15 protein-coding genes are annotated in these 14,830 nt (G+C 71.9%); 12 read left to right on the top strand and 3 right to left on the bottom strand.

Features of this window, described 5'->3' with window-relative positions:
* Positions 1 to 609 (bottom strand): SIS domain-containing protein (locus VIB11_RS16380; protein ID WP_332032660.1); only part of this gene is annotated, 609 nt, incomplete at its 3' end.
* Between the two features lie 235 nt (positions 610 to 844).
* Between VIB11_RS16380 and VIB11_RS16385 the strand changes: the two genes are divergently transcribed.
* From VIB11_RS16385 to VIB11_RS16410, 6 genes are all read left to right on the top strand, one after another.
* Positions 845 to 2,119, top strand: coding sequence for an extracellular solute-binding protein (locus tag VIB11_RS16385; protein WP_332032662.1), 1,275 nt, complete (start codon positions 845 to 847; stop codon positions 2,117 to 2,119).
* A gap of 101 nt (positions 2,120 to 2,220) precedes the next feature.
* Positions 2,221 to 3,120, top strand: a complete 900-nt coding sequence (locus tag VIB11_RS16390; protein ID WP_332032664.1) for a sugar ABC transporter permease — start codon at positions 2,221 to 2,223, stop codon at positions 3,118 to 3,120.
* Positions 3,117 to 4,010, top strand: coding sequence for a carbohydrate ABC transporter permease (locus tag VIB11_RS16395; RefSeq protein WP_332032666.1), 894 nt, complete (start codon positions 3,117 to 3,119; stop codon positions 4,008 to 4,010). The genes VIB11_RS16390 and VIB11_RS16395 overlap by 4 nt, the downstream gene beginning before the upstream one ends.
* Positions 4,007 to 4,813, top strand: a complete 807-nt coding sequence (locus VIB11_RS16400) for a DeoR/GlpR family DNA-binding transcription regulator (protein WP_332032668.1) — start codon at positions 4,007 to 4,009, stop codon at positions 4,811 to 4,813. The genes VIB11_RS16395 and VIB11_RS16400 overlap by 4 nt, the downstream gene beginning before the upstream one ends.
* 2 nt (positions 4,814 to 4,815) lie before the next feature.
* Positions 4,816 to 5,760, top strand: coding sequence for an ROK family protein (locus VIB11_RS16405; protein WP_332032670.1), 945 nt, complete (start codon positions 4,816 to 4,818; stop codon positions 5,758 to 5,760).
* Positions 5,745 to 6,689, top strand: coding sequence for a hexose kinase (locus VIB11_RS16410; protein ID WP_332032671.1), 945 nt, complete (start codon positions 5,745 to 5,747; stop codon positions 6,687 to 6,689). The genes VIB11_RS16405 and VIB11_RS16410 overlap by 16 nt, the downstream gene beginning before the upstream one ends.
* 78 nt (positions 6,690 to 6,767) lie before the next feature.
* On the opposite strand, the gene nucS is transcribed toward VIB11_RS16410, so the two are convergent.
* Positions 6,768 to 7,463 (bottom strand): endonuclease NucS, encoded by a 696-nt coding sequence (gene nucS, locus VIB11_RS16415; RefSeq protein ID WP_332032672.1) that lies wholly within the window; start codon positions 7,461 to 7,463, stop codon positions 6,768 to 6,770.
* A gap of 75 nt (positions 7,464 to 7,538) precedes the next feature.
* Here nucS and VIB11_RS16420 point away from each other — a divergent pair, with 75 nt between their 5' ends.
* From VIB11_RS16420 to VIB11_RS16445, 6 genes are all read left to right on the top strand, one after another.
* Positions 7,539 to 7,979 carry a hypothetical protein gene (locus tag VIB11_RS16420; RefSeq protein WP_332032674.1) on the top strand — a complete coding sequence of 147 codons (441 nt, stop codon included), beginning with the start codon at positions 7,539 to 7,541 and terminating at the stop codon, positions 7,977 to 7,979.
* Between the two features lie 105 nt (positions 7,980 to 8,084).
* Positions 8,085 to 9,863: a 3-hydroxybutyryl-CoA dehydrogenase gene (locus tag VIB11_RS16425; protein ID WP_332032676.1), complete on the top strand. Its 1,779-nt coding sequence runs from the start codon at positions 8,085 to 8,087 to the stop codon at positions 9,861 to 9,863.
* Between the two features lie 108 nt (positions 9,864 to 9,971).
* Entirely contained in the window at positions 9,972 to 10,271 is a 300-nt protein-coding gene (locus tag VIB11_RS16430; RefSeq protein WP_332032678.1) for a hypothetical protein, read from the top strand.
* Positions 10,268 to 11,083: an alpha/beta fold hydrolase gene (locus tag VIB11_RS16435; RefSeq protein WP_332032680.1), complete on the top strand. Its 816-nt coding sequence runs from the start codon at positions 10,268 to 10,270 to the stop codon at positions 11,081 to 11,083. The genes VIB11_RS16430 and VIB11_RS16435 overlap by 4 nt, the downstream gene beginning before the upstream one ends.
* A gap of 87 nt (positions 11,084 to 11,170) precedes the next feature.
* Positions 11,171 to 12,100 carry an ABC transporter ATP-binding protein gene (locus tag VIB11_RS16440; RefSeq protein WP_332032682.1) on the top strand — a complete coding sequence of 310 codons (930 nt, stop codon included), beginning with the start codon at positions 11,171 to 11,173 and terminating at the stop codon, positions 12,098 to 12,100.
* Positions 12,097 to 13,308 carry an ABC transporter permease gene (locus VIB11_RS16445; RefSeq protein WP_332032684.1) on the top strand — a complete coding sequence of 404 codons (1,212 nt, stop codon included), beginning with the start codon at positions 12,097 to 12,099 and terminating at the stop codon, positions 13,306 to 13,308. The genes VIB11_RS16440 and VIB11_RS16445 overlap by 4 nt, the downstream gene beginning before the upstream one ends.
* A gap of 113 nt (positions 13,309 to 13,421) precedes the next feature.
* On the opposite strand, the gene VIB11_RS16450 is transcribed toward VIB11_RS16445, so the two are convergent.
* Positions 13,422 to 14,830: AI-2E family transporter (locus tag VIB11_RS16450; RefSeq protein WP_414695873.1), on the bottom strand; the 1,409-nt coding region annotated here is incomplete at its 5' end.

The raw sequence follows: 14,830 nt of genomic DNA on the forward strand, positions 1-14,830 counted from the left end.
GGCGAGGCCGATGGTCCAGCCGCGGCCGACGAAGGTGATCTGCTCCGCCTGCGCCACCCCCGCGAGCGCGCTGTCCTCGTCCTCGGCGAGGACCGCCCGCGCGTCGGCGATGGCGGGCGTGAGGTCCTCGCCGAGCGTGGCGCGCAACAACGCCAGCGTCGTGGTGGCGAAGCGGGTCTGGACGACGGACTGCTCGTCGACCTCCGGCAGCAGGAGCGCATCGGTCGCCAGGCCCGGGATCGGTGTGCCCCCGGTCGCCACGATCGCGGTGCTCTGCTGGCCGCGGACGCGCAGGTCGGCGAGCAGGTCGATCACCTCGGTCGTGGTGCCGGACCGCGAGATGGCCACGACGTGGTCGTAGCCCCGGCCGGCGGGGAACTCGCTCGCCGCGTGCGCCTCGGTCCGTCCCCCCACGCCGCGGCCCGCGGCCTCGCGCAGCGCGGCATACGCCTGCGCCATGAAGAAGGACGTGCCGCAGCCGACCACGGCGACCGAGGCGCCGGGCCGGGGCAGGAGGCCGCGGGCCTCGTCGACCCGGCCGAGCACTGCGGTCCAGTCGTCCGGCTGGGTGGCGATCTCGGCGGCGAGGTGGTTGGCGTAGGTGGTCATGGGCACCCGTTCTGTGAGTGATTCGGATTGTGGAGATTGTTGAGCACTCAGAATCGATCAGTCAAGTGTCTGGGACGGTTTGCGCGCTTTGACCGTCGTCTGGGGTCAGAAGTGCTTGACGTCGCGCCTGAGAGGGGCCACGCTGTCCGGCATGCGCCGCCGAACCTGACTGAAGCGGCCGACATTCGCTAAGAATCAATCAAGGTCACTCGACAACGAAGTAGGAGTGCAGACAATGACGTCAAGACACACGAGCGCGGTTCGGGTGGCCGCGGTCGCGCTGGCCGGAGGGCTGGCCCTGGCCGCCTGCAGCGGCGGCTCAGGAGCCGGTAGCGCAGGCGGGGGCGGCGGCGACGCCTCGGCGGCGAAGGCGACCAAGATCAAGCTGGTCGCGGCGGAGTACTCCAAGGACAACACCGCTGCGTTCTGGAAGCAGTTCGCGGAGAAGTACAAGGCCAAGACCGGCACCGAGCTCGAGGTCCAGGTCGTCAGCTGGGACACCATCGACCAGACCTCGAGCACGATGATCCAGAACAACAACGCCCCCGACATCCTCAACCTCAACGCCTACGCGTCCTACGCCAAGGACGGCCTGCTCTACCACGGCGACGAGGTCCTGCCGGAGGCCGCCAAGTCGGACCTGCTCGAGTCCTTCGTCAAGAGCGGCACCTACGACGGCAAGCTCTACGGCTTCCCCGACCTGTCCTCGGCCCGCGCCTTCTTCTACAACAAGGCGATCTTCAAGAAGGCCGGCATTGCGGAGCCGCCGAAGACCTGGGAGGAGTTCGAGGCCGCCGCCAAGAAGATCACCGCTCTCGGGGACGGCAGCATCGGCTACGGCCTCCCGCTCGGCCCCGAGGAGTCCCAGGGCGAGTTCTCCATGTGGCTGTTCAACAACGGCGGCGACTGGAAGAAGGACGGCAAGTGGACCATCAACTCGGCTGAGAACGTCGAGGCGCTCACGTTCCTCAAGAAGATCACCGACGACAAGGTCACGCAGAACAACCCGGGCAAGACCAACCGGGCCGACGCGTTCAACCTCTTCAAGTCCGGCAAGGTCGGCATGGTCGTCGGCTTCTCCCCGCTGGCCGCTGACCTCGACAAGGAGGGCAAGGTCGACTACGGCGTGGCCCCGATGCCGACGCAGGAGAGCGAGCCGCAGACCTTCGGCGTCACCGACTACCTGATGGCCTTCAAGAAGCCGGGCAACCAGGAGGCGGTCAAGGCCTTCTACGAGCTGTACTACCAGAAGGACCAGGTCAACCAGTTCATCAAGGCCGAGGGCTTCCTGCCGGTGACCAAGAGCGGCGTGGAGTTCTTCTCCACCGACGAGAAGCTCAAGGTCTACCTCGACACCCTGCCCAACGCCCACCTCACCCCGACCGACGACCCCAGCTGGGACAAGGTCAAGCTCGCGGTGCAGCAGAACCTCGGTAGCGCCGTGGGCAGCGGCGGCGACCCCCAGAAGGTCCTCGACGACCTGCAGAAGCAGGCCGAGAGCGGCAGCTGACGGTGTCGGACCAGCAGTCCAGCGTGGTGGCCGCGGGGACTCCCGCGGCCACCACCGCAGGTGGCGCGGGCGGAGCAGGGCCGCTCGCGCGACAAGGCCGTGTGCCGCGCGGCCGACGCCGCACGGACCGCGCCTCGGTGGGCTCGGCCCTGCTGTGGCTCGGCCCCGCCCTGCTGCTCATCGCCGGGGTGGTCATCTTCCCTGCGATCGAGCTGGTGCGGGCCTCGCTGAGCGAGTTCTCGATCACCGGCCTGCGGCTCGGTGACGCGGGAGCCGAGAACTACCGCGCCGTGCTCAGCCACCCGATGCTCGGCACCGTGCTCGTGAACACCATCGTGTGGGTCGTTGCCGTGGTGGCGCTGACCGTCCTCATCAGCCTGGGCGTGGCGCAGTTCCTCACGAAGGACTTCTGGGGCCGCAAGGTCGTGCGCTGGGCGATCATCGTCCCGTGGGCCGCCTCCCTCGTCATCACCGCGAAGACCTACGTGATGATCTACGACTACTACTACGGGACGCTCAACCTGGTCCTGTCGAAGTTCGGCCTCGGGCCGGTCGACTTCCTCGGCAGCGACGCCTGGATCATGCCGTCGATGATCCTGGTGGGGGTCTTCGTCTCGATCCCGTTCACCGCCTACGTGTTCGTCGCCGGGCTGAACGCCATCCCCACCGAGGTCTACGAGGCCGCGCGGGTGGACGGCGCGAGCCCGTTGCAGACGTGGTGGAGGATCACCCTTCCCCTGCTGCGCCCCGCGTTGCTGGTGGCGGCGGTGCTCAACATCATCAACGTCTTCAACTCGTTCCCGATCATCTACGTGCTCAACGACCGCAACCCCGGCTTCGCGCACGACACGACGATCACGTTCATGTACAAGCTGGCCTTCAAGAGCGCCGAGAAGGACGTGGGCATGTCGGCCGCGGCGGGCGTCTTCAACGTCGTGCTGATCCTGGCCGTCGTCATGGTCTACCTGAGGTTCACGAGATGGCGGGAGGAGACGGCATGAGCGCGGCCACCGACACCAGCGCCCGCCCGGGTGCCGTGCGCACCGAGGGCGGCACGCGGCATACGGGATGGGGGCGCCACCGCACCTGGGTGCTTCCCCTCGGGGGCCTGGCGCTGGCACTCGTCTTCCTGGCGCCCTACGTCGTCATGGTGCTCAACTCGCTGCGACCGAGCGGCGACGTCGTGCGCACACCGCCGACGTTCCTGCCGCGCGAGTGGCAGCTGTCGACGTATGCCCAGGTCCTCGGCGACGAGCGGTTCCTCAACTGGCTCAAGACCTCGCTCATCGTCGCGGGGGCCTCGACGCTCATCGTCATCGTCGTGTCGATCCCCGCCGCCTACTACACGGCGCGCTTCCGCTTCCCGGGGCGGATGGCGTTCCTGCTCCTCGTCCTCGTGACGCAGATGTTCTCGCCCACGGCCCTGGTCGTCGGCATCTACCGCGAGTGGTTCAACCTCAACATGGTCAACACCTACGGGGCGCTCATCCTGACGAACGCCGCCTTCAACCTCGCGTTCGCGGTGTGGATCCTGCACGGGTTCTTCGCCTCCATCCCGAAGGAGGTGGAGGAGGCGGCCAACCTCGATGGCTGCAGCCGGTTCGGGACGCTGCGGCGGGTCATGCTGCCGCTGACGCTTCCGGGGATCGTCACGGCGGTGATCTTCACGTTCATCGCGGCGTGGAACGAGTACGTCGTGGCGCTGACGCTCATGATCGACGAGAGCAGGAAGCCACTCACCGTCGGCATCACGTCGTACGTCACCGGGTACGAGCAGCACTGGGACCAGCTGTTCGCCGCCGCGGTCATCGCGATCGTGCCGGTCGTGATCCTCTTCGCCGTCATCGAGAAGCACCTCGTCGGCGGCCTGACGGCCGGCTCGGTGAAGTGACCCCGACCGGCCGCGCCATGGACCGCGGCACGCGCTGGAGCGCCCTGCTCGGCCTGCTCGCCGAGCACGGCCGCCTCAGCGTGGCCCAGGTCGTCGACGAGCTCGGCGTGTCGGAGGCCACCGTGCGGCGCGACTTCGGCGAGCTGGCCGCGCAGCAGCTCGTCACGCGCACGCATGGAGGAGTGGTCGCCACGGCGGTCGCGTACGACCTGCCCGCCCGGTACAAGCAGGCGTCGGGTGACACGGCCAAGGGCCGGATCGCCGCTGCTGCAGCGGAGCTCGCCGTCGAGGGGTCGGTCGTCGGTTTCAACGGCGGCACCACGACCAGTGCCACGGCGCGGCGCCTCGCAGCACGCTCCGACCTCGCGAGCTCGACGGAGCGGCCGGCCATCACGGTGGTGACCAACGCGCTCAACATTGCGACCGAGATGGTGCTGCGCCCCTTCATCCGCTGCGTCAGTCTCGGCGGCGTGGCGCGGCAGGAGTCGTACGAGCTGTCCGGACCGCTGGCGTCGATGGTGCTGAACGAGCTGTGGCTCGACACGGTGTTCCTGGGGGTCGACGCCGTCTCGGCCCCGGCCGGCGCGACCTGCCGGCACGAGGGCGAGGCGGGCATCAACGCCCTGATGGTGCAGCGCTCGGACCGCGTCGTGGTGGTGGCCACCGGCGACAAGGTGGGCCGGCGGGCCTTCGCCCGGATCTGCCCGACGGCGCGGATCGACGTGCTCGTCACCGACAGGACCGCCCCGGGCGACGACGTCCGCGCCCTCCGTGCGGCCGGTGTCACCGTCGAGCAGGTCTAGGCGTGGGGGAGCCGGGCGCCGGTGCGCCGCTCGAGGCCGTGGCTGCCGTCGACGTCGGCGGCACGCGGGTCAAGGCTGCCCTCGTCGACCGCGCGGGCGTCGAGGTCGTCGCCGCCACCGAGGCCACCCCGACGGGCCTCGGCCGCCCCGGTGCGCTGGTCGGCGCGGTGGAGTCCACGCTGAGCCGGCTGGTGGGCGCCGCGGCGCAGCGTGGGTATGCCGTGCGGCTCGGCGGCTGCGGCGTGGTCGTCCCCGGGGTGGTCGACGACGCGAGGGGGGCCGCGGTGTGGTCGGCCAACCTGGGCTGGCGCGACGTCGACGTCGTGGGCCCGCTCGAGCAACGGCTCGGGCTGCCCGTCGCGCTCGGCCACGACGTGCGTGCCGGACTGCTCGCCGAGGCCCGGCTGGGCGCGGCACGCGGCGCCGAGAACGTCATGTTCGTGCCGCTCGGCACCGGCATCGCCGGGGCCCTGATGGTCGACGGCCGCGTCCTGCAGGGCGGAGGCTACGCCGGCGAGCTCGGCCACATGGAGGTGGAGCCGGAGGGCCCGGTCTGCGGGTGCGGCGCCCGCGGCTGCCTGGAGGCCGTGAGCTCGGCCGCCGCCATCGAGCGCTCGTATGCCGCGCGGCTGGGTCTGCCGGAGCCGGTCACGGCCGAGCGCGTCGCGGCACTGGTCGCCGCCGGTGACCCGGACGCCGCCGCCGTGTGGGGTCACGCCGTCGACGCGCTGGGGCGCGCGCTGGTCATGGCGGTGACCCTCACCGGCGTCGAGCGGGTCCTCGTCGGCGGCGGTCTCTCGCGCAGCGGCGACGTGCTGCTGGAGCCGCTCCGCCGGGCCGTCTCCGGTCGGCTGACCTTCCAGCGGCCGCCGAGCGTGGAGCTCGCCGCCCTCGGCGACCGCGCCGGCTGCCTGGGCGCTGCCTGCCTCGCGTGGGACCTGCTGTGATCATCACCGTCACCCCGAACGCCGCGGTGGACGTGACCTACCGCGTCCCCCGACTGGTGCCCCACGCCAGCCACCGCGTCACCGAGGTGGCCGCGGTGGCCGGGGGCAAGGGCGTCAACGTCGCCTCGGTGCTCGCGGGCCGTGGCGTGCCCGTCCTGGCCACCGGCCTGCTCGGCGGGCGGGCGGGGGAGGCGGTGCGCGCGGACCTCGACGCGCGCGGCATACGCCATGACTTCGCCGGGTGCGCCGGGGAGACGCGCCGTTCGGTCGCGGTGGTCTCCGACTCCGACGGTGACGCCACGGTCTTCAACGAGCCCGGCCCGCTGGTCAGCGGCGCCGAGTGGGCCGCGCTGCTCACACACCTCGGCTCGCTGCTGGAGCAGACCAGCGCCTCGGTCGTCGTGGTGTCCGGCAGCCTGCCGCCCGGCGCGCCGGTCGACGGCTGTGCCCACCTCGTCGCCCTCGCCCACGAGCGCGGTGCCCGTGCGGTGGTCGACACCTCAGGGGAGCCCCTGACGGCGGTCCTCGCCGCCGGCCCGGACCTGGTCAAGCCCAACCGGGTGGAGGCGCTCGAGGCGACCGGCACCGACGAGCCGGTGCTCGCCGCCCGCGCCCTCCGGGCGCGCGGAGCCCGGGAGGTGCTCGTCTCGCTCGGCGCCGAGGGCCTCGTGCTGGTCGACGCCCACGGCACCGCACGCGGGGCGCGGCTGCGCCGGTCGCTGCACGGCAACCCGACGGGGGCGGGCGATGCCGCGGTGGCGGCGCTGGCGGCCACCATGGCCGATGGCGGGGCCCCCGCCGACGGGCTCGCGAACGCGGTGGCCTGGTCCGCCGCCGCCGTGCTGCACCTGCTCGCCGGCCGCCTCAGCCCCACCGACGTCGACCGGCTGCTGCCCGACGTCGTCCTCGACCCCGTCACCCCACGCTGACTAGTCCCGGTCGAGGTATTAGTGCGCGGGATCCCGCGCAGTAATACCTCGACCCGGGGAGGTGGACCCGGGGAGGTGTCAGAAGAGGCGGGTCGTGGTGTCGTCGATGCCGCGGAGCGCGTCGTAGTCGAGGGTGACGCAGCGGATGCCGCGGTCCTGGGCGAGGGTGCGGGCCTGCGGCTTGATCTCCTGGGCGGCGAAGACCCCCGTGACCGGCGCGAGGTGCGGGTCGCGGTTCATCAGCTCGAGGTACCGGGTGAGCTGCTCGACACCGTCGATGTCTCCGCGCCGCTTGATCTCGACGGCGACGGAGCCGCCGCGGTGGTCCTTGCAGAGGATGTCGACCGGGCCGATGGCGGTCATGTACTCGCGACGCACCAGCGTCCAGCCGTCGCCGAGGGTGTGGATGTGCTCGGCCAACAGCTTCTGCAGGTGCGCCTCGACGCCGTCCTTGACCAGGCCGGGGTCGATGCCGAGCTCGTGCGAGGTGTCGTGCAGCACGTCGTGGATGAGCACGCGCAGGCGGTCCTCGGACTTGGCGTGCTGGACCTGCCAGACGAGCGTGACCCCGTCGGCCGCCTCGTGGTCCTCGGGGTCGAGCTCCGCCATCGCGCAGGGCGGCGACATCCAGTTCAGCGGCTTGTAGGACCCGCCGTCGCTGTGCACCAGCACCGACCCGTCGGCCTTGACCAGCAGCAGCCGGGTCGCCAGGGGGAGGTGGGCGCTGAGCCGCCCGTCGTAGTCCACGCTGCACTTCGCAATCACCAGCCGCACAGTCGGACACCCTAACCCGGGCGAAGCGCCCCGTTGCACGCCCGTGCGTGGACGGCGCAGACTCGGAAGGGAGAGGTGAGTTCGATGGTGAACCTGCTGGCCTACGTCGCCCTGTGCGGCGTGATCGTCGCGACCTTCGGCGCGGCGTGGTCGGTGCTGGAGTGGTTCGCCACCGGAAAGCCGCCTCGCACGGTGCGCTGGCTCGCCGACCGGCTGCGGCCCCGCCTCCGCCGGTTCAGGCTCTTCCGCCGGCGCCGCCCCGAACCCGAACCCCTGCCGCCGGTCCTGCTCGGCCTCGAGCTGCGCCGGCTCGGCGGTGAGCTGCAGCGGATCGACGCCAGCGACCTCCCGGCGAAGGCGATGCGGCTGAGGGCATGCACCGCCGCCTACGACTACGTGCTCCTCGAGTGCTGCCGCACCGTCGACGTGCCGGTCCCCGCCACCGCGACGCCGCTGACCCGCGACCAGCGTTTCACCGCGGAGACGGCCCTGCTCGAGGCGGGCTTCTCCTGGTAGCTCGCGCGGGCGGCAACCATCGCACGGCCTCGGGCGTCCCCGGGTGGGGAGGGTCACGCCGGCTGGCTCTCCCCGCGGCATACGGGCTCTGACAGACTCACCCGCATGGCTCGTGACTTCAGCAAGGTCGGTGTGATCGGTCTCGGCACCATGGGTGCCGGCATCGTCGAGGTGTTCGCCCGCAACGGGATCGACGTCGTGGCGGTCGAGGTCGACGCGGCCGCGGTGGAGCACGGGCGCGGGGTACTGCAGCACTCGACCGACCGGGCCGTCTCCCGCGGCAAGCTGACCGCCGAGGACCAGGCCGCCCTGCACAGCCGGGTCACCTTCACCTCCGACATGGGTGACCTCGCCGACTGCCAGCTCGTGGTCGAGGCCGTGCCGGAGCACCTCGACCTCAAGAAGGACATCTTCGCCAAGCTCGACTCGATCGTCGGGCCCGATGCGGTGCTCGCGACCAACACCTCGAGCCTGCCGGTCACCGAGATCGCCGTCGCGACCAGCAACCCCAAGCGGGTCGTCGGCATGCACTTCTTCAACCCTGCGCCGGTGCTCCAGTTCGTCGAGGTCGTGCGCACCGTCGTCACCGAGGACGAGGTGTTCGAGGACGTCAAGGCCCTCGCCCAGCGGCTCGGCAAGCAGCCCGTCGTGGTGGGGGACAAGGCCGGCTTCATCGCCAACGCACTGCTCTTCGGCTACCTCAACCACGCGGTCGCGATGTTCGAGAGCAAGTACGCCTCCCGCGAGGACATCGACGCGGCGATGAAGCTCGGCTGCGGCTACCCGATGGGTCCGCTGGCGCTGATGGACCTCATCGGCCTCGACACCGCCTACGAGATCCTCGACACGATGTACAAGCAGGGCCGCGACCGGCTGCACGCCCCCAGCCCGATCATCAAGCAGATGGTCAGCGCCGGGCTCAAGGGCCGCAAGAGTGGCCGCGGCTTCTACACCTACGCCGAGGAGGGCTCGTCGACCGTCGTCGCGGACCACCTCACGCCCAAGCCCGCCGCCGAGTCCGGCCTCGCCCTGCGACCGGTCCGCCGGATCGGCGTCGTCGGCTCCGGGACCATGGCCACCGGCATCATCGAGGTCTTCGCCAAGGCGGGGTACGACGTCGTCTTCGTCGCCCGGGCCGAGGCCAAGGTCGCGGCGGTGCAGGCCGCCATCGAGAAGAGCCTCGAGAAGGCGGTGCAGCGCGGCAAGCTGACCGAGGAAGCCCGCGCCGAGGCGCTCACGCACCTGACCGGCACGACCTCGCTCGACGACCTGCGCGACGCCGACCTCGTCGTCGAGGCGGTCGTCGAGGACCTCGCCGTCAAGCGCGCGCTCTTCGAGAACCTCGACGAGATCTGCAGGCCGGGGGCGATCCTCGCCACCACGACCTCCTCGCTGCCCGTCGTGGAGTGCGCCGCGGTGACGAAGCGCCCGCAGGACGTCGTCGGCATGCACTTCTTCAACCCGGCCCAGGTCATGAGGCTCGTCGAGGTCGTGCACACCGTCTCCACCGCCGACGACGTCGTGGCGACCGTCCAGGACCTCTGCGCCCAGGTCGGCAAGCAGGCCGTGACCTGCGGGGACCGCTCGGGCTTCATCGTCAACGCGCTGCTCTTCCCGTACCTCAACGACGCGGTGAAGATGCTGCAGGCCAACTACGCCAGCGCCGACGACATCGACACCGCGATGAAGACCGGCTGCGGCCTGCCCATGGGCCCGTTCGAGCTGCTCGACGTCGTCGGCCTCGACGTCTCCCTGGCGATCCAGCGCGAGCTCTACCTCGAGTTCCGCGAGCCGGGCTTCGCCCCCGCGCCGCTGCTCGAGCACCTGGTCACGGCCGGCTACCTCGGCCGCAAGACCGGGCGCGGCTTCCGCACCTACGCCTGAGCTCCCCGACGCAGAGGCGGGTATGCCGCGTGGCCCGGCCACGCGGCATACCCGCGTCTTTGCGAGCCTGCCTCCTTGCGACCGTGCGTCTTTTGCGAGGATGGGGCCGTGCCCCGCGCCAACCGCCGCCGCCGCGACGACGCTCCGTTGAACGTCGACCGCGCGCTCGGCGGGCTCACGCAGCGGGAGTCGTATGCCGGGGGCGAGTGGTTCGTGCGCCGCGTCACGGGGGCGGGGGCCAGCCGGGCCTACCTGTGCCCCGGCTGCCAGCACACCATCGCGGTCGGCACGCCCCACGTCGTGGTGTGGCCGGCCGACGGCGTCGGCGGCCTCGACGACCGGCGCCACTGGCACTCACCGTGCTGGTCCGCCCGGGGCCGGCGCCACACCCAGGGGTCGATCCGATGAGCCTGCACACCACCGACCTCGGCGAGAGCGGGTCGCGAGTCGTCTTCTGCCACGGGCTTTTCGGGCAGGGGAAGAACTGGACCCACGTCGGCAAGGCGCTTGCGGACGAGCACCGGGTCACCCTGGTCGACATGCCGCACCACGGGCGCTCGGCGTGGCCCGAGGAGTTCGACTACCTCGACGTCGCCGACGAGGTCGCCGGGCTGCTCGACCCCGACGACCCGGTGACCTTGGTCGGGCACTCCATGGGTGGCAAGGCCGCCATGGTGCTGGCCCTGCGGCACCCCGAGCGGGTGGCACGGCTGTGCGTCGTCGACATGTCGCCGGTCGACTACGGCGGCCGGGCCGGGGAGTTCCGGCACTACATCGACGCGATGCAGGGCATGGACCTGTCCGCCATCACCACCCGGGCGGAGGCGGACGCAGCGCTCGCCGAGGCCGTGCCCAACACGACCGTTCGCAGCTTCCTGCTGCAGAACCTGCGCCGTGACTCCGGCGGTGACGGCGACGGCTGGCGCTGGCAGGCCAACCTCGAGGTCCTCGGGCGCGACCTGGCGGAGCTCGGCGGCTGGCCCGGGGACCGCGTCGCCGACGCCGCGCCCTACGACGGCCCGGTCCTCTGGGTTGCCGGCCAGACGTCGCCCTACGTCAGTGACGAGTTCGCACCCGCCATGGAGCGGTACTTCCCCCTGGTGCGACGGGTGACCATCAAGGACGCGGGCCACTGGGTGCACTCGGAACAGCCGGAGGTCTTCCTCGAGGTGCTCCGCCGCTTCGTCGGTGCCCAGGCCCGGTCAGGCTCCTCCTCGTAGGACAGCGGCAACCCGGCCGCTGACCCACCGTCGTGCTGAGACCTTCGGCCCTGTCGGCTGCGCGCCGCCCCGGGTGATGGTGGCGACGTGGCAGCGGGGCTGCGGGTCGACCGCGTCGTGCACGCCTTCGGGGAGCGCGTGGCCCTCGACGGCGTCTCGTGCGCGGTGACGCCCGGACGGCTCACGGGCCTGCTCGGACCCAACGGCGCGGGCAAGACCACCCTGATGCGCATCCTGCTCGGCGTGCTCCGGCCGGACGGCGGCGAGGTGTGGCTCGGCAGCGAGCGGCTGCAGGACGTGCACGACCGGCGCACGTGGGGTTACCTGCCCCAGGAGCGTGGTCTCTACCCGGCGATGCCGGCCGGGGCACAGGTCGTGCACTTCGGTCGGCTGCACGGCCTGACCCGTGCCGAGGCCAACCGACGGGCGCGCGACCTCCTCGACGAGCTCGAGCTCGGCCACCGGTGGGACGAGCGCACCGACCGGCTGTCCGGCGGCATGCAGCAGCGGCTCCAGCTGGCCACGGCGCTCGTGCACGGACCGGAGGTCGTCGTGCTCGACGAGCCCTTCGCCGGACTCGACCCGGTGGCGGTGGAGGGCCTGTCGGCCATGCTGCGGCAGCGGGCAGCACGCGGGTGCCTCGTGCTCTTCTCGAGCCACCAGCTCGACCTGGTGCAGGACCTCTGCGAGGACATCGTGATGGTCGACCACGGCCGGACGGTGCTGGCGGGAGCCGTGTCCGACCTCCGGGCCTCCGCCGGGCAGCGCCGGCTGCGACTCCACGTCGAGACGCCCGACCGAGGGTGGCTCGTCGGCCTCGACGGCGTGCGCGTCGTCAGCGACCACGCCGACGACCTGCGGCTGGGCGTGCCGAGTGGCGTGGACCCGCTGGCAGTGCTCGACGCCGCCCGCTCGGCGGGGCGGGTCCGGGACTTCGGCCTGGAGCTGCCGACCCTCTCCGAGCTGTTCCTGGCGGCGGTGGCTGCAGAGCCGGTCCTCGAGGAGGTCAGCGGATGAGCTGGTGGCGCGGGACGTGGCTGGTCGCCCAGCGCAGCCTGTCGGAGACGGTGCGCTCGCGCACCTACCGCCTCGTCACCGCGCTGCTGCTGGTGGCGTCGGCGGCCGCGGTGGTGGTGCCCCAGCTGGTCCTCGGCGAGCCCACGACCTACACGCTGGCCACCGTGGGCGAGGCACCGGCGCAGCTGCGGGCGGCGCTGGAGTCGGCGGCGTCGCGCGGGGACTTCTCCGTCGAGCTCACGGCCCGTCCGGACGAGACAGCCGTCCGGGAGGCGGTGCGCGACGACGAGGCGACGGCGGGCCTCGCCGGGGACACCCTCTACACGGGGCCGCACCTCGACCCGACCTTCCCGGTGCTGGTGTCGCAGACGGTGGTCGCGCTGGAGAGCGGCGCCCGGCTCGAGGCCCTCGGCCTGACGCCCGAGCAGGTCGCGCAGGTGGCGGCGGTCGAGCCGCCCGAGCAGGTCACGGTCGGCCGGGTCGACAGCGAGACCCGGGCCGCCGTCGGCTTCGGGGCGGGCATCGCCCTCTACGTCGCCCTCACCTTCGCCGGGAGCGCCATCGCCACGGCGGTCGCGCTGGAGAAGGCGACCCGCCTCTCGGAGGTGCTGCTGGCGGTGCTGCGTCCCAGCCAGGTCCTGGTGGGCACCGTGGCGGCGATCGGCACGGCGACCCTGGCCCAGCTGCTGGTGCTGGGGGCGCCCCTGGCGGTCGCGATCCGCTTCGGCGAGGTGGACCTGCCCAGCGTGGCCAGCGGTGACCTCGCCCTCGGAGTCGTGTGGTTCATCCTCGGGTTCGCCCTCTACGCCTTCCTGTTCGCCGCCTCCGCAGCGATGGTCGACAAGGTCACCGAGGCGAACGCGGCCGTGGCACCGGTGACGACCCTGCTCGTGGTCGGCTACCTCCTCAGCGTCGTCGTCGTCATGGGCGACCCGTCGAGCGCCTGGGGCACCGCCGTCTCGATGTTCCCGCTGAGCGCCCCGATGGCGATGCCGATCCGGTGGTCGGGCGGCGAGGTGCCCGTGTGGCAGCTGCTGACCTCGATGGCCCTCACGGCGGGCACCGCGGTGGCGCTCGTGTATGCCGGGTCGGCGGTGTACCGGCGCGCGCTCGTGGTCACGGGGCACCGCGTCCGCTGGCGCGAGCTGGCGGGTCGGAGCAGACCGGGTGCCGACAGAGCGAGTCCGGCAGGCACGTCACGAGGGTGACGAGCGCTCGCGGACCCGGCCCGGAGGGCCGTGGTGGGTCTCTGGCGTGAGCACCGGAGCGAAGCGGAGGTGTGGATGGTCAGACGCGAGGGCGGGGTCCAGGCTCGCGACCCTCAGTGGCGGCGCTGGCGGGGGAGCAGCACCTCTTCGTAGAGCAGCAGCAGGCCCGCCGCGAAGGGGATGGCGAGCAGGGCGCCGAGGACGCCGAGCAGCGTGCCACCCGCCAGGGCCGCGACGACGGTCACCGCGCCGGGCACCGACACGGTGCGCTGCATGACCCGCGGCACGACGACGTAGTTCTCGACCTGCTGGTACACCACGTAGTAGATCGCCACGATGATGGCCTTCCGGGGCTCGTCGAACAGCGCCACGACGCACACCAGGAAGGCCCCGAGCGTGGCGCCCACCATGGGCACGAGCCCGAGGAAGCCGACGACGACGGCCAGCACCGCGGCATACGGGATGCCGAGGATCGTCATCATGATCCAGCTGCAGACGGCGTTGATCGTCGCCACGGCGACCTGGCCGATCGCGTACGAGCCGGTCCGCCGCATGATCTCCTCGGAGAGCGACTCGACGCGGGCGCGACGCGAGGTCGGGACCGTGGCGTAGGCCGCCTGCTTGACCTTCGGCAGCGTGCCGAGGAAGAACAGCACGAGGATCATGACCGTGAAGAACTGGAAGATCCCGGTGACGACCGCGCGCCCGGCGCCGAGCACCCCGCCGAACACCTGGCTGAGGAAGCTGCTGTCGGTGAGGCGCTTGTTGAACTCCTCGGAGACCTTGTCGACGACCTGGTAGTCCCGGTCGATGTTGCGCACGACCGAGGAGTCCAGGAACTGGTTGGCGTAGCCGGGGGCGTCCTCGATGAGCTGGGTCCCCTGCTCGATGACCGGCGGCACCACCACGAGGCCCAGCAGGACGAACACCGCGACGACACCGGCGAAGACGATGGAGACGGCGCTGGGCCGGTTGATCCCGCGGTTCGTCAGCGACTCCACCAGGGGGTTGATGGCCAGGGTCAGGAAGAGCGAGACCACCAGGAGGGTGATGACGGCGGTGAGCCGCCCGAGCACCTGCCACAGGCCGAGGGCCACGAGCACGCCGAGGGCACCGACGAAACCGACGTAGAAGGGCGACTGGCGGTTCAGCGGTCGGCCGGCCCGGCCGAAGCGCTGGCCGGCGGGGGCGCCGAGGTCCTCGGTGGCCAGGGGTGCGCCGTCGTGGCCCGTCCCGGTCTGCCCCGGGGTGGGTGCGGGGGCCTGCAGGGTGGGCTCGGCGGCAGGAGCCGGCTGTCCCGGGGTCGTGGCGCCCTCGATCGGGGGCAGGACGGCGGCGAGCAGACCGGGGTCACCGTCGGGGGCACCGGTGGAGCCGGAGGCGGGACCGGGGCGCGCACCCGGCGCACCGGGCGCACCGGGCGCACCGGGCTCGACGCCGGCGGGCAGGTGCTCCAGCCCGGCCGTGGGCCGGTTGCTCTCCCGCAGCGCGGCACGCTGCCGCCGCCGGAACTCTCTCCACC

Origin of the sequence: Pedococcus sp. (assembly GCF_036554925.1) — a bacterium.
In the GTDB taxonomy this organism is placed as follows: Bacteria; Actinomycetota; Actinomycetes; order Actinomycetales; family Dermatophilaceae; genus Pedococcus_A.

Excerpts from the sequence above, each read along its gene's own strand:
- VIB11_RS16435 (WP_332032680.1), top strand. The coding sequence starts at position 10,268 with ATGAGCCTGCACACCACCGACCTCGGCGAGAGCGGGTCGCGAGTCGTC.
- VIB11_RS16445 (WP_332032684.1), top strand. The coding sequence starts at position 12,097 with ATGAGCTGGTGGCGCGGGACGTGGCTGGTCGCCCAGCGCAGCCTGTCG.
- VIB11_RS16395 (WP_332032666.1), top strand. The coding sequence starts at position 3,117 with ATGAGCGCGGCCACCGACACCAGCGCCCGCCCGGGTGCCGTGCGCACC.
- VIB11_RS16425 (WP_332032676.1), top strand. The coding sequence starts at position 8,085 with ATGGCTCGTGACTTCAGCAAGGTCGGTGTGATCGGTCTCGGCACCATG.
- VIB11_RS16385 (WP_332032662.1), top strand. The coding sequence starts at position 845 with ATGACGTCAAGACACACGAGCGCGGTTCGGGTGGCCGCGGTCGCGCTG.